Genomic DNA, 14,347 nt, shown 5'->3' with positions numbered 1-14,347 from the left:
GCGCCACCGGGCAGTTCGATGGCGAGCCGCAGGTCGGCGGGATCCAGGGCGTCCGCCGGGGTCAGCAGCGGAAGGCCGCCGGGCCGGCCGGCGGGAAGGCCACCCCGGCCGGCGAGCCGGTTCAGCGCCTCCTCCGGTTCGACGATCCCGGCGACGCAGCCGGCCGCCAGCCGGGCGGCGCCGTCGGCGCGCAGGCTGGCTGGCTCGATCCCCCAGGCGATCAGGCAGCGGGCCAGGGCCTGATCGAACAGCAGCCGGGCCGCCGCGTCCGGCAACCCGTCGAGGATGTCGCCGAAGGGCAGGGCGCGGCCCTCGTCCAGCAGCCGGCGGAGGGTGGGGGCGCTCGCGTAGGCGGCGCGGGCGGCGGCGCGGTCGAGCGGCGCCTCGGAAAAGACGAAATGGACGGGCGGGTTGCGCCGGGTGGCGGTGGCGGTGGAGTCCGGTGCCGCGTCGCGCAGCCGGCGCGCGACCTCGGCGGTGCTGCCGCCGACGACCAGCCGGCGGTGGTTGAAGCCGTGGCGGCCGGTCTGGAGGGTGCGGGCGACGGCGGCGAGCGGCTCGCCGGGATGGCGCTCCAGATGCCCGGCCAGCCGGGCCGCGACGGCGTCCAGCGCCGCGGGCGTGCGGGCCGACAGCAGGATCGGGTGGGGGCGGGCGCCATGGGGATGGGCGGCCTCGGCCGGGCGGGGGCGCTCCGGCGCCTCCTCCAGCACCATGTGCACGTTGGTGCCGCCGTAGCCGAGCGAGGTCACGCCGGCCCGCCGGGGGCCGTCCGCCGCCTCCCACGCGCGGGTGCGGTCGTTGACGTGGAAGGGGGAATCCGCGAAGTCGATGCGCGGGTTCGGGCTGCGGAAGTTCGGCAGGCCGGGCAGGGTGCGGTGGCGCAGGCTGAGCGCCGCCTTGATCAGCCCGACCACGCCCGAGGCGCGGTCGGCGTGGCCGATGTTCGGCTTGGCCGAGCCGACGGCGCAGTAGCCGCGCCGCCCGGTGAAGACGCGGAAGGCCTTGGTCAGCGCCGCGATCTCGATCGGGTCGCCCAGCAGGGTCCCGGTGCCGTGGCATTCGACGTAGCCGATGCTGTCGGCCGGTACCCCGGCGTCGCGCAGCGCCTGGACCACCACGCGGGCCTGCCCGTCGACGCTGGGGGCGTTGTAGCCGGCCTTGCGGTTGCCGTCGTTGTTGGCGGCCGAGCCGCGGATCACCGCGTCGATGCGGTCGCCGTCGGCCAGCGCGTCCTCCAGCCGCTTCAGCAGCACGGCGCCGACGCCGTTGCTGAACAGGGTGCCGTTGGCCCCGGCGTCGAAGGCGCGGACCACCCCGTCGGCCGAATAGAGGCTGTCGGGCATGTGCAGGTAGCCCTGGGTCTGCGGCACCCGCACCGAGGCGCCGCCGGCCAGCGCCATGTCGCACTCCCCCTCCAGCAGGCTCTGGCGGGCGAGATGCACCGCCAGCAGCGAGGTCGAGCAGAAGGACTGCACGGTCAGCGCCGGCCCGCGCAGGTCGAGCTTGTAGGCGATGCCGGTGCTGAGGAAGTCCGGGTTGGCGAAGAAATCCAGACCGACGTCGAGCGCCGTCAGGTTGGGCGCCACGTTGTTGCGCCAATAGCTGTCGACGCTCTGGCCGAAGAACAGGCCGGTGCGGCCCGGCGTGCCCTTGGGGTCGTAGCCGGCCTGCTCCAGCGCCTCCCAGCAGCATTCGAACAGCAGGCGGTTCTGCGGGGCGAGGCATTCGGCCTCGCGCGCGGTGAAGCCGAAGAAGCCGGCGTCGAAGCGGTCGATGCCCTCCAGCACGCCGCCGGCCGGGACATAGTCGGGGCGGGTGAACTCGGCCTCCGGCACCCCGGCCGCCCGCAGCTCGTCCGGCGTGAAGCGGGCGATGGAGCAGACGCCGTCGCGCAGGTTGCGCCAGAAGGCGTCGGGCGTGTCGGCGCCCGGCACGCGCAGGCCCATGCCGATGATGGCGATGGCGCCGTCCAGATCGTCGTCGCTGCTGGTCATGCTCATGGCAGGAAATCGTCCCGTTTTCTGTCGCGCCGCGCCCGGCGGCTGTCCTGACGGCCGGTCTCGGCGGTGGGCGGGGGCCTCCGCGCCGGGGCATCTTCCGATGGAGCCGTCTCCGCCGGATCGAGCCGGCGGGCCAGGCTTTCCACGGTCGGGGTCTCGTAGAGGGTGACCGCCGGCAGGCTCGCCCCGAACTCCCGGTTCAGCCGGGCGACCAGCCGGGAGCCGACCAGCGAATCGCCGCCGAGGTCGAAGAAATTGTCCCGGATTCCGACCGTCCGGATGCCGAGGATCTCCTGCCACAGCGCGGCGACCCGCCGTTCCGCCGGGGTGCCGGGGGCGACGAAGGATGTGGCGAGGTCGGGCCGTTCGTAGACCGCCGGTTCCGACGGCGGCTCTCCCGCCTCCTCCCTCCGGCCGGCGGTGGCGATCTCGCCCATCAGGGCGTTGAGGTCGGTCGGCGAGACCAGGACGTGGGGCAGGCCCGGCCGGCCCAGGATGCGGGCGAAGGCGTCGAGCCCCTCCGCCACGCTCAGCGCCTGGGCCGCCTGCTTGCGGCTGACCCCGCCCTGGAAGGCGCCGCGCGACAGGCCGGTGTCGGCCCAGGCGTCCCAGCCGATGGCGAGGGTCGGCAGGCCGGCGGCGCTGCGCCGGTGGGCGAAGGCGTCGAGGAAGGCGTTGGCCGCCGCGTAATCCAGAAGCCCGGCCGCGCCCAGCACGGCGCTGCTCGACGAGAACAGGGCCAGGAAGTCCAGCGGGAGTCCGGTCAGCGCGTCGGCCAGGGCCAGCGTGCCCTCCAGCTTCGGCGCCAGCACCCGCGCCATGCCCTCGGGAGTCTTGGCGGTGATGGCGCCATGGCCGCCGGTGCCGGCGGCGTGGACGACCCCATGCAGCGCCCCGTGCTCGGCCAGGACGCGGGCGACCAGCGCCGCCATGGCGCCGGGATCGGTGACATCGGCGGCCACCACGGTGACGGCGGCCCCGAGCCCGGCCATCTCCCGCAGAATCTCCTGCCGGGGATCATCGGGGGCTGGGGTGCCGCGTCCGCACAGGATCAGCCGGGCGCGGCAGCGCCTTGCCAGGAAGCGGGCGACCTCCAGCCCGATGCCGCCGAGCCCGCCGGTGATCAGATAGACCCCCTCCGGGCGCAGCCCGGCGGGAACGCCCTCCGCGCCGCCGGCATCGCCGTCCTCGATGGTCAGCGGTTGGAAATCCCGGACCCAGCGGCGGTTGCGGCGGTAGGCCACCAGCCGGTCACCGCGCGGGTCGTCGAGTTCCGCCAGGATGCGCCCGGCCGTCCGCTCCGGGTCGTCCCGGAGGGGATCCAAATCGAGCAGCCGCGCCCCGACCCACGGGCATTCGCGCGGAATCACCAGGGCGGGGCCGAGCAGCAGGGCGGCCTGGGCCGGGACCGGCTCGTCGGCCGCCACGTCCTGCACCCCGGCGCCGACGATGACCAGCTCGACCGGCTCCTGGCTCGCGGCCAGCGCCTGCCCGAGGAACAGGAGGCTTTCCAGGCCCAGGGTCCGGACGCGGGTGGGCGGGCCGCCAAGGGTCCAGGCGTGGACGATCCGCCGCAGCGGTCCCTGGCGGCGCAGCGAGGCCAGCAGCTCCGCGTAGGCGTCGGCCCGGTGGGGCAGGGCTTCGGCGTCCGGGTGGACGGTCACGACCCGCCAGCCCTGCGCGCGCAACCGCAAGGCCAGCCTTTCCGCCACCCCGGCCGCGTCGGCGAAGACCAGGCAGAGATCCCCGTCCACGGTCCGGGTGGGGGGTGGCGGCAGGGAAGTCGCGCTCCAGCGGGGAACGTAGAAGCGCCGGGCCGGGTCGGCCCGTTCCGGCAGGGTGGCGGGCGGCGGCAGGGCGGCGGCCTGTCCGGGCCGGGGAGCCTCCACCCAGTAGCGCCGCCGGTCGAACGGGTAGAGGGGCAGCGGCACGCGCCGCCCCGCCGGCTCGCCGCCGGGCCGGCGCCACCTCACCTCCACCCCGGCGGTCCACAGGGCGGCCAGGGCGGAGAGCAGGCTGTCCCGGTCGTCGCGGCTCTCGTTTTCCCGGCGGGCGCTGGCGAGGATGAGGAGGCTTCCGTGTTCCGCCGTTTCCCGGCTCTGGGCGATCCTCTGGGCCTGGGCGCTCAGCGTGCGTCCCGGCCCGACCTCCAGCAGCAGCCGGCCGGGGGCGGCCAGCAGGGTTTCCACCCCCGGCCGGAAGCGCACGGTGCCGCGCAACTGCCGCACCCAATAGTCGGGATCGAGCGCCTGGTCGTCGGTCAGCCACTCCCCGGTCAGGCAGGAGACGATGGGCACGCGCGGCGGCCGGCGCTCGACCCCGGCGACCAGCCGGCGGAATTCCTCCAGGATCGGGTCCATCATCGCCGAATGGAAGGCGTGCGAGGTGGCGAGCGCGTGGGTGGTGACGCCCCGCGCGGCGAGGGCGCGGGCGGCGGCGGCGATGGCTTCGGCCGGGCCGGACAGCACGCATTGGGTGGGGCCGTTGTCGCCGGCCAGACCGACCTCGCCCGTCAGCAGGTCCGCGACCTCCGCCGCCGGCAGGTTGACCGCCAGCATCGCGCCGGGCGGCAGCCCCTGCATCAGCCGGCCACGGGCGGCGACCAGCCGCAGGGCGTCCTCGTAGGCGAAGATTCCGGCCAGGGCGGCGGCCGCGTATTCGCCGACGCTGTGGCCGATCATCGCGGACGGCTCGACCCCGAACCCCTGCCACAGCCGGGCCAGCGCGTGCTCGACGATGAACAGGATCGGCTGGGTGTAGCGGGTCTGCCCGAGGAAGGCTGCGGCCTCCGCCCGGTGCTCGGCATCAGGGTGCAGCATGGTCCGCAGCGTCCCGGCCGGGGTGCCGTCGAGCGCCGCGAGCAGCGCCAGCCCGCGGTCGATCTCGCGCCGGAACTCCGGCCACGCCTCGCAGAGCCCGCGCAGCATGCCGGGATGCTGCGCGCCCTGGCCGGGGAAGAGGAAGGCCACCTCGGGCGTCCCGTCCACCCGCCTGCGGGGCGCGCGGGCCAGCGCGGCCCGCGCCTCCGCGACGCTGCGGACCACCACGGCGGCCCGGTGGGCGAAGGCGCTCCGCCCCTCCTGGAGGGTGAAGGCGGCGTCGGCGAGCGGCGGGGCGTCGGGCCGTTCCAGCCGCGCCGCCAGAGCCCGAAGGGCGTCGTCGAGTCCGGCGGCGCTGCCGGCCGACACCGGCAGCACCTGCCAGTCCTCTCCGCTGACGCCGGACTCCGGACGCGGCGGCGCCTGCTCCACCACCACATGCACGTTGGTGCCGCCGATGCCGAAGGAGCTGACGCCCGCCCGGCGGGGCGACGGCCCCTCCGGCCAGTCGCGCAGCTCCGCGTTGACGGCGAAGGGAGAGCCGGCGAAGGGGATCTCCGGGTTCGGGGTGCGGACATGCAGGCTGGGCGGGATGCGCCCGTGGCGCACCATCAGCACCGTCTTGATCAGGCCGGCGACGCCGGACGCCGCCCCGAGATGACCGATGTTGCCCTTGACCGATCCCAGCAGGCAGGGATTCGGCGGCCGGGGCCGGTCGCCCCAGGCCTGGATCAGCCCGGACACCTCGATGGGGTCGCCGAGCGGGGTGCCGGTCCCGTGGGCCTCGATGCAGCCGAGGTCGGCCGGGGCGATGCCGGCGTGCGCCCAGGCGTCGGCCAGCGCCCGCGCCTGGGCGTCGGCGTTGGGGGCGGTGTAGCCCAGCTTGCGCGAGCCGTCGTTGTTGAGCGCCCAGCCCGCCAGCACGGCGTGGACGGTGTCGCCGTCGGCCAGTGCGCGGGCCAGCGGCTTCAGCAGCACCACCCCGACGCCGTTGCCGTTGACGGTGCCGCTGGCCCCGGCGTCGAAGGGCCGGCAATGGCCGTCGGCCGAGGCGACCATCCCCTCGCGGTGGGTGTAGCCCTGGATCTGGGGAAGCTGGATCGACACGCCGCCGGCAAGCGCCATGTCGCAGTGTCCCGCCGCCAGCGCGTCGCAGGCCATCGCCACGGCGCTGAGCGAGGTCGAGCAGGCGGTCTGCACCGTCAGCCCCGGCCCCCGGAGATCCAGCGCGTAGGAGGCGCGGGTCGCCAGGAAATCCTTGTCGTTGGCGAGGCTGAGGGCGTAACCGCCGTTCATCTCCGCCGGGTCGAGCCGGGAGGCGAGGTTGAACAGCAGGTAGTTGCTGATCTCCGACCCGGCATAGACCCCGACCCGCGCCGCGAGGCCCCGGCGGCCGTAGCCGCCATGCTCCAGCGCGTGCCAGACGGTCTCCAGGAACAGCCGGTGCTGGGGATCCAGCGTCTCCGCCTCGCGCGGGGAATAGCCGAAGAAGCCGGCGTCGAACGCCTCCACCCCGTCGAGCACGCCGTTGGCCGGGACGTAGGCCGGGTCGTCGAGCAACGACGGCGGCACGCCGGCGGCCAGCAGCTCGTCGCGCGGGAAGCGGCGGATGCTCTCGACCCCGCGGGTCAGGTTGTCCCAGAAGGCGTCGATGTCGGCGGCGCCGGGCAGACGGGCGGCCATGCCGATCACCGCGACGGCGTGGGACCCGGCGTTGGCCCGCGCGGCGCGGGGCGTCGCCGACATCGACGCCTCCGCCGTTTCCGCCGCCTCCGCCGTTGTCGCGGCGGGCTTCCCGGCCGACAGACGGGCGGCGAGGCTGGCGACGGTCGGGTGGCGGAACAGCTCCGTCATCGGCACTTGGCCGAAGCCGGCCTCCTCCAGCCGCCAGCGCAGGCGGGCCAGCATCAGCGATGTGCCGCCGAGGTCGAAGAAATGCGCGTCGCGCGTCACCGCCGGCAGGTTCAGCAGGTCGCGCCAGATCGCCGCCACCGCCGCTTCCGCATCGGTTGCCGGGCTCGCGGTCACCGGGCTCGCCGGCGTCGCGCCCGGCGCCGGGTCGGCCACGCGCCGGGCCAGTGCCGCGCGCAGGTGGCGGTCCACCGCCGCGCCGTCGATCTTGTCGTGGGCGGTCAGCGGCAGGGCCGGCAGGCTTGCCCACAGCCGGGGCACCATCCAGCCGGGCAGGCGGTCCTCCAGAAAAGCCGCCGCCTCCCCGTCCCGCAACCCGGCGTCCGCCACGGGCACCACGCAGGCCCCGAGCAGCGGTTCGCCCGAGGGAGCCTCGACCAGCCGCACCGCCGCCTGGGCGATGCCGGGGTGCCGGCGCAGGGCGGCCTCGACCTCGCCGGTCTCCAGCCGCATGCCGCGCAGCTTGACCTGATGGTCGGCCCGGCCGAGGAACTGGAGCGTAAGCCCGCCGTCCGGGGCGGCGACCAGCCGCGCCATGTCGCCGGTGCGGTAGAGCCGCGCGGCGGGATCGGCCGAGAAGGGATCAGGGACGAAGGCCCGTTCCGTCAGGTCCGGTCGCCCGAGATAGCCCCGCGCCAGACAGCGGCCGCCGATGTGCAGCATCCCCGGCACGCCGACCGGCAGCGGCGACAGGCCCTCGTCCAGCACATGGAGCCGGCTGTTGGCGATCGGGCCGCCGATCATCACCGCCGCGTCGCCGTCGGGATCGTCGGGGCAGGTCCAGGCCGAGACCAGCACCGTCGCTTCGGTCGGGCCGTAGACGTTGAGCAGCCTGGCGCCGGGCAGCGTCCGGCGGAAACGGCGGATCAGCGCCGCCGGCAGCGGCTCGCCGCCGCAGGCGACCCAGCGCAGCGCGGTGCAGGCGGCGATGCCCGGCTCGTCCAGATAGACCCGCCATTGGGAGGGCACGCTGAAGACGGCGGTGATCCGCTCCCGCGCCATCAGATCGACCAGATGGGCGGGATCCCGGTGGCCGTCGGGCTTGGCCAGCACCAGCCGGGCGCCGACAATCAACGGCCAGAAGATCTCGGTCACCGAAGGGTCGAAGCTGGTCGGCGTCTTGCCGAGCATGGCGTCCCCGGCGTCCAGCGGGTTCGCGTCCTGAAGCCAGTCCAGGCAATTGGCGACGCTGCCGTGCGCGACCATCACGCCCTTGGGCGTTCCGGTGGTGCCGGAGGTGAACAGCACATAGGCGAGGTCGTCCGCCGTGACCGTCGCCGCCGGGGCGTCGTCGCGTTCGTCCCCATCGCCGCCCTCGCCGCCGGCCGGCAGGATGCGGTCCGGGCCGAGGGCCGCGAAGCGCTCCATGCGGTCGGGCTGAGCCAGCACCAGGGCGACGCCGGCCTCGCGCGTCAGCGCGGCCAGCCGGTCGGACGGATCCTCGGGCGACAGGGGGACGTAGGCGGCGCCCGTCTTCAGCACCGCCAGCATCCCGACCACCATGGCCACCGACCGCTCGACGCAGATCCCGACCAGCGCGCCCGGCCCGGCGCCACGGGCGGCCAGACCATGGGCCAGCGCGTTGGCCCGGCGGTCGAGCGTGCGGTAGGTCAGGCTCTCCGCCCCGGCGGTCAGCGCCACCGCGTCGGGCGTGCAGCGGGCCTGGGCCGCGAAGCGCCGGTGGATGACGCCGCCGGCCGCATCGGCGCGGGGGCGCGCGGTGTCGTGCCAGCGCGCCAGCGCCGCCCGGTCGGAGTCCGTCAGCAGATCGATGGAGCGGACCGCCGCCGTCGGCCGGCGCAGCAGATCGGACAGCAGCGCCACGTAATGCCCGGCCACCGCCGCCGCCGCCGCGTCGTCGTAGCGGCCGGTGTCGTGCTTGAGGACGCCGTGCAGTTGGCCCTCGGCCTTGAACCACTCCATGGTCAGGGGGTACTGGCCCTCCTGCTGGTCGAGGAAGAAGGGTTCGATCTCCAGCGGGCCGAAGGGGATGCGGGCGGTCCGGCCGGGGATGAAGGCGTTCCCGAACGGCCCCATCTCCTCCAGGTTGCGCAAGTGGAACAGGGTGGTGAAGAGCGGGTGCAGCCCGTCGCGCTCGGCCTCCGGAGCCAGCGCGGCGATCTCGGAGAAGGGCAGATCCTGGTGGGCGATGGCGTCGAGCACCGCCCGGCGCACCGCCCGCACAAGCTCGGGCCAGGACGGATCGCCGGACAGGCTGGCGCGGATCGGCAGCACGTTGACGAAGAAGCCCAGCGTGTCGGTCCAGGCGCGCTCGCTGCGGCCCAGCGCCGGGGTGCCGACGATCACGTCGTCCCGGCCGCTCAGCCGCCCGACCAGCAGCAGCCAGGCGGCGAGCAGCGTCACGGTCAGCGTGGTGCCGTTCTCCTGGCTCATCCGCTCCAGCTCCGCCGTCCGCTCGCGGTCGAGGGAGAAATGGAGCGACCGCCCGCCCAGCGCCGGCTGGCCGTCGGTCCGGCTGGCCAGCGGCGGGGCGGCGGCCGGGGGGGCGCCGGCCAGCCGCTCGCGCCAATGGTCGCGCAGGACCCGTCCCCGCTCGCCCGCCAGCAGGTCGCGCTGCCAGCGCACGAAATCGCCGTAGCCGTGGGCGGGCGGCGGCAACGCCGCCGTTTCACCCCGGAGCAGGGCGGCGTAGGTGCGCTTGACCTCGTCCAACAGCCGTTCGAAGGACCAGACGTCGATGCTGATGTGGTGCACCGCGATCAGCAGGATGTGGTCGTCCTCCGCCCGCCGCCACAGCGCGACGCGCATCGGCAAGGCGCTGTCCAGCCGGAAGGGGCGGCGGTAGGCGTCGGCGACCAGAGCCCGCAACGCCTCCTCGTCCGCATCGGCGGCCTCGGCCCGTTCGATGGCGAAGCCGTCCGCCGGGGCCGGATCCTGGCGCGGGATTCCGTCGGGAGCGGTGAAGCGGGCGCGCAACGCCGGGTGGCGGTCGAGCAGCAGCCGGAACGCCCGCTCCAGCGCGCCGACATCCAGGGCGGAGCGGATGCGCGCGGTGAAGCAGGTGTGGAAGGCGGCGCTGTCGGGGGCGAGCTGCTGGAGGAACCACAGCCCCTGCTGCCCGGCGCTCAGCCGGGTTTCCCCACCGGCTTCGCCTGGTCGGGCGGCGGATGCCGCGACCGTCGGCACCCGATCCGCCGCCGGATCGGCCGGCGCCGTGTTCGCGATGGCGTCGCACAGCCGGGCGATGGTCGGGTGATCGAACAGGATGGTGGCGGGCAGGCTGACCTCGAGTTCCCCTTCGATGGCGTTGCGCATCCGCAGCGCCATCAGGGAATCCAGCCCCAGCTCGAACAGGTCCTGGTCGGCGTCGATGGTGGTGCCGGGGGTGGCGCCCAGCGCTTCGGCCGCCGTGCGGGCGAGGAAGGCCGCCAGCCCGGCCCGGTCCGCCCCCACGCCCGTTGCCGCCGCCGCCAGCCTGGACGGCTCCGCGTCCGGCAGCACCCCCCGCAGCAGCTCCGGCACCGCACCGGCCGGCAGCGCGCGGCGGTAGCGCCGCCAGTCGACCGCCAGCGCCACCGCGTGGCTCCAGCCGGCTGCCAGCAGCCGCTCGAGCGTGTCGAGCGCCGCGGCCGGGGGCAGGGGGGTGAAGCCGAGCCGCTCCATCCCGCGCGCGACGTCGGTGCCGGCGGCCATCCCGCCTCCGGCCCACGGTCCCCAGCCGACGCTGGCCGCAACCAGCCCCGCCCGCCGGCGCCGCGCCGCCAGCGCGTCGAGGAAGGCGTTGGCGGCGGCGTAGTTGGCCTGCCCGGCCGCGCCCAGCACCGCGCCGGCCGACGAGAAGAACACCATCAGGTCGAGGGGCCGGTTCCGGGTCAGGCGGTCGAGATTCCAGGCGCCGAGGGCCTTGGCCGCCATCGCCTCGGCCAGACGCTGCGGCGTGAGGTCGGGCAGCAGCCCGTCGCGCAGCACCCCGGCGAGATGGAACACCCCGGCCAGCGGCGGCATGTCGTGGGCGAGGCCGTCCAGCGCGGCGGCCAGTTCCGTCCGGTCCGCCACATCGGCTTGCAGGACACGGATCCGGGCACCCTTGGCGATCAGGGCGTCGATGCGGGCCCGCGCGGCCGGCGACGGGGGCCGGCGGCCCAGCAGGGCCAGATGATCGGCGCCGCGTGCGTGGAGCCACTCCGCCACCGCGAGCCCGAGCGCGCCGCAGCCGCCGGTGACGAGATGGGTGACGCCGCTCCGGACCGGCGGGCCCCCGGATTCGGGGCGTGCCGGCAAGGCGACCGTCTCCAGCCGGGGCACGAAGATGTTTCCACCGCGCAACGCCCGCTCGCCCGGCAGCAGCGCCGCCGGCAGCCGGTCCCAGACGGCGCCGTCGGGATCGCCGGGCAGATCCAGCAGCCCGCCCCACAGCCTGGGTTGCTCCATCGCCAGCGACCGGCCGAGCCCCCACAGGGCGGCCTGAAACGGGTCAGCCCCGTCCTCGGGCAGCACCGCCTGCGCTCCACGGGTGACGACCCACAGGCGCGGCGGGGGTTCCAGCGCGGCCAGGGTCCGCGCCACGTCCAGCACCGGGGCGGCAAGGGCCGGATCCTCGCCGCCCGCCAGCGCGTGCAGGCAGACGACGCCGGCAAGCCCGGTGCCGACCTCGGCGATGGCGGCACGCAGGCGGTCGCCATCGGCGTCGATCAGGTGAATGGCGCCGGGAAGGGTGGCGGACGGATTGGCGGATGCGAGGACGATCCATCGCCCGCCCGCGTCCGCCCCCGTGCCCGCCCCCGTGCCCGCCCTCGTACCCGTGGAGTCGCCGCCGGTCACGGCCGGGGCCGGGTGCCAGACGACGCGGTGGCATGGCACCGCCGGTTCCGTACCGGCCGCCCGGCGCAGGGCGTCGGCGGACATGGGGTGGCCGTGCACGCCGTGCAGGGCCAGCAGGAGGTGTCCATTCCCGTCCAGGAGCCGCAGCTCGCCCAGCGTCTCGTCGCCCGTCTCCAGCCGCGCCGCCGCCCAGCGGCAGGGGGCGGAGGGGGCGCCGGGGAAATGCAGCCGGTCGATGCGGACCGGCACCAGCGCCTCGTCCCCCGCCCGTTCCCACAGGGCCGGCAACAGTTGCAGGCCGCCGTCGATCAGGCCGGGGTGGAGGGAGGGGGCCCAGCCGGCGTCGCCCGCCTCGTCGGCACCGTCCAGGCTGGCCAGCGCCTCGTTCCCCGACCGCTTCGCCCCCGTCACCCGACGGAAGGCGGGGCCGAGGGTCAGCCGCTCGCCCTGCCCCGAGAGCAGATCGTCGGCGGCGATGGTCCGGGGCCAGGATTCCCAGCGGGCCGCGACCGGTTCCGCCGGTGTCGGCGCCGCGTCGGCCGGGCGCAAAACGGCGGTGGCGTGGGTGACGGGGCCGTCCCCGGCCAAGCGGGCCAGCCGCAGCTCCGCCCGCCCGTCCTCCAGCGGCCGCAGCCGCAGATGCAGCGTCACCGTTCCGTCGTCGGGCAGGACGAGGGCGGCCGGAAAAACGATGTCCTCCAGGTCGAAGGCCCGGCCGGGGACGTGCCCGGCGGCGGCGGCCAGCAGCAGCGACAGGGTGGCGGCGGCCGGAACCACCGGCCGACCGAACACCCGATGGTCGCGGAACATCGGATGGCTGCCGAGCCCGATCGTGGTTTCCCACAGGGTCTCGCTGAGCAGCGGGCTGTTCCACGCCCGGCCGAGCAGCGGATGGGAGGGGGGGCCCGACGTCGCCGGTGCCGCGGCGGGGATTGAAACCTGGGCCGGGACCAGGGGGCCGCCGGGATCGCCCATGTGGCAGGGGCGCCCGTCGAAGGCGGTGGCGGGCAGGGCGACGCGGCGGTAGCCGCCCGGCGGGGCCAGCGCGTCCACGTCGAGGTCCCGGCCCTGCCGGTAATCCTCGGCGGCGGCGTCCAGCGGCGTCGGGCCGTTCGGGCCGAGCCCGTCCAGGGCGCGGATCAACCCGGCCGCGCTGGCGCCGGCCACGGCCAGACGGTGCGGGAAGCGGGTGCGGTGACGCAGCGCGGTGGCGCAGACGTCGCGCAGGCCGACGCCGGCCGGCAGGGCGGCGAGATACGCGCGGAAGCGACGGGCGGTCTCGCGCAGCGCGTCCGGGGTCTTGGCCGACAGGCACAGGAGATGGAAGCCGTCGTCGGCAAGTGGGGCGGGTGGCGCGGCGGCCGGTTCCGCGCTCTCGCCCGCGTTCTCGTCCGGCGGGTCCCCCAGGATGACGTGCGCGTTGGTCCCGCTGAAGCCGAAGGAGCTGATTCCGGCGTGCCGCGCCCCCTCCTCCCGTGTCCAGCCGACCGGCGCGGTCGGCACGCGCAATCCGGCGCCGTCCCAGGGAATCAGCGGGTTGGGAGCGTCGAAATGCAGATTGGCCGGAATCCGCCCGTGGCGCAGCGCCAGCAGCACCTTGATGAGGCCGGCCATGCCGGCGGCGGCCTCCAGATGGCCGATGTTGCTCTTGACCGCTCCCAGCACCAGCGGCTTGGCCGGATCGCGGTCGCGGCACAGCGCGTCCGCCAGCGCGTCGGCCTCGATCGGGTCGCCGAGCGGGGTGCCGGTGCCGTGGGCCTCGACATACTGGAGGTCGGCCGGGGCCAGCCCGGCCTTGTCCAGCGCCTCGCGCAGCAGGCGCTTCTGCGCGGCGCCGTTGGGGGCGGTGAAGCCGTTGCTGGCGCCGTCCTGGTTGACCGCCGTCGCCTTCACCACCGCCAGGATCGGGTCGCCGTCGCGCAGCGCGTCGGACAGCCGCTTCAGCACCACCATGCCGCCGCCCTCGCTGCGGCCGTAGCCGTCGGCCGAGGCGGCGAAGCTCTTGCAGCGCCCGTCGGGCGAGATCGCCTGGAGCCGCGAGAAGCACACATGGGTGGCGGGGGCGAGGATCAGATTGACCCCGCCGACCAGGGTCAGGTCGGTCTCCCGCCCGCGCAGGCTCTGGCAGGCGAGGTGGAGGGCGACCAGCGACGAGGAGCAGGCGGTGTCGACGGGGATGGCCGGCCCCTCCAGCCCCAGGAAATAGGCGATGCGGCCGGCGGCGGTGCTGGGGGTGCTTCCGGTGATCGAATAGGCGTCGATCCGCGACAGGTCGTCGGAATGGCGGTGGGCGAGGCTGTAGTCGTCGCCGGAGATGCCGACATAGACGCCGGTCCGGCTGCGCTTCAGCGTGGCGGGGACGATGCCGGCCGATTCCAGGGCCTCCCACGACAGCTCCAGAAGCAGCCGCTGCTGGGGATCAAGCGCGCGCGCCTCCTTGGGCGACAGGCGGAAGAAGGGGTAGTCGAAGCTTCCCAGGGGGACGTCGAGGAAGCCGCCCTTGGCGGTGGACATGGTGCCGGGGGTCGTCCCGTCCGGGTCGAGGAAGGCCGCCGCGTCCCAGCGGTCGGGCGGCACCGTGCCGATGGCGTCGACGCCGCCGTCGAGCAGCCGCCAGAAGGCGTCCGGGTCGTTGGCCCCGCCGGGGAAGCGGCAGGCCATGCCGATCACCGCCACCGGTTCGGCGCCGTGGCCGCTCCCTGGGCCGCTCCCTGGGCCGGGAGCTTCGGCCAGCCGGGCCTCCAGCGCCTCGCGCTTCTGCTGTTCGGCCTTCAGGGCGCGGAACAGCCGCTTGATGGTGTCCTGCGCCGACGCCGGGGTTCCTCCGGTCAC

General features: G+C 75.4%; 2 protein-coding genes (1 of these 2 running past the window's edge). Both read right to left on the bottom strand.

The window, feature by feature from the left end:
- Positions 1–2,003 carry the beginning of an SDR family NAD(P)-dependent oxidoreductase gene (locus JN22_RS30755; RefSeq protein WP_085557720.1) on the bottom strand. 2,872 nt of this gene lie to the left of the window's left edge, so only the first 2,003 of its 4,875 coding nucleotides appear in the window; it begins with the start codon at positions 2,001–2,003; the stop codon falls past the left edge of the window.
- Entirely contained in the window at positions 2,000–14,347 is a 12,348-nt protein-coding gene (locus JN22_RS30750) for a non-ribosomal peptide synthetase/type I polyketide synthase (protein WP_143268913.1), read from the bottom strand. The genes JN22_RS30755 and JN22_RS30750 overlap by 4 nt, the downstream gene beginning before the upstream one ends.

Source organism: Azospirillum agricola (assembly GCF_020005195.1).
In the GTDB taxonomy this organism is placed as follows: Bacteria; Pseudomonadota; Alphaproteobacteria; order Azospirillales; family Azospirillaceae; genus Azospirillum; species Azospirillum agricola.
Note: the sequence above shows the minus strand (reverse complement) of the source record. Positions and strands in the feature narration are given on the sequence as shown.